1 protein-coding gene is annotated in these 940 nt (G+C 59.3%); it reads left to right on the plus strand.

Translation table 11 applies throughout. From position 1 onward, the window contains the following. The first annotated feature begins 77 nt into the window (after positions 1-77). Positions 78-908 carry an IS5 family transposase gene (locus tag ACQUQO_RS18255; RefSeq protein WP_435080081.1) on the plus strand — a complete coding sequence of 277 codons (831 nt, stop codon included), beginning with the start codon at positions 78-80 and terminating at the stop codon, positions 906-908. Positions 909-940: the final 32 nt, after the last annotated feature.

The following is a 940-nucleotide window of genomic DNA, read 5'->3' on the forward strand; positions in this document are numbered from 1 at the left end:
GGCTCTGTTGAATCACTAGACGGCGTCGGGATCGGTCGCTAGATCAAAGGCATTGAAGCGAGAGACTTGCGTTGTCCATGACCCAAATCTCTCGCTTCACCGAGCGATGCGTCTTGGTCGCACAAAGAGTTACTGGCGATGGAAGCGAATCCGCCGCCCCGAACGGTGGCGGCGGATTCGCCGATTACGCCCTCGTTTCCCTGCATTGTCTCCGGATTTACCTCGATACGTCCTACCGCATGACCATCGATCTGCTGAAGGAAATGCCTCAAATAACCGGGGAGATCGGCCTCGACGCGACCGATCTCCCTGCGCCGTCGACGTTATGTAAAGCACTCGACCGAATCGAGATGAGCCTCTGTCGAGTGCTACTGCGCCAGTCGGCGCAGTTGCACGATCCGTCCGAACACGCCGCTCTCGACGCCACGTTCTACGACCGAGACCGCGCCAGCCGCCACTACTGCCAGCGCACGAACTACCGCGTGCAGACGCTCAAAGTCACGAAGCTCGTCGATACAGAATCTCAAGCCGTCCTCGATGTTCACTGCTCGACCACACTCAAAGGAAGTGACGCCGACCTCTGCGAGCAGATCGCCCGCCGGAATGCGGGCGATCTGCGGACTCTCGCTGCAGACAAAGGCTACGACAAGACCGCTCTCCGCGAACGGCTGCGTGAGCTCGAGATCCGCCCGCTCATCAAGCACTGCATCCGCGCACCGTACGACCACGCCCACAACGCCCGAATCGACGCGGATCTCTACGCACAGCGGTCGATGACCGAAACCGTGAATTCGGCCGTCAAGCGCTCGCTCGGCTACGCCGTGCGAGCGCGTACCTGGTTCCGTGAGTTTCGAGAGATCGCCCTGATGTGTATCGTCTACAACATCAAACGAGCAGTGAAACAGTGAATTCCATCGCCTTATGGCGATTCAACAGAGCC

This window comes from Halococcus sp. AFM35, from assembly GCF_051195015.1.
Classification (GTDB): domain Archaea; phylum Halobacteriota; class Halobacteria; order Halobacteriales; family Halococcaceae; genus Halococcus.

What these genes read in the sequence shown, in the direction of transcription:
- ACQUQO_RS18255 (WP_435080081.1), top strand. Translation starts at nt 78, where the DNA reads ATGACCCAAATCTCTCGCTTCACCGAGCGATGCGTCTTGGTCGCACAA.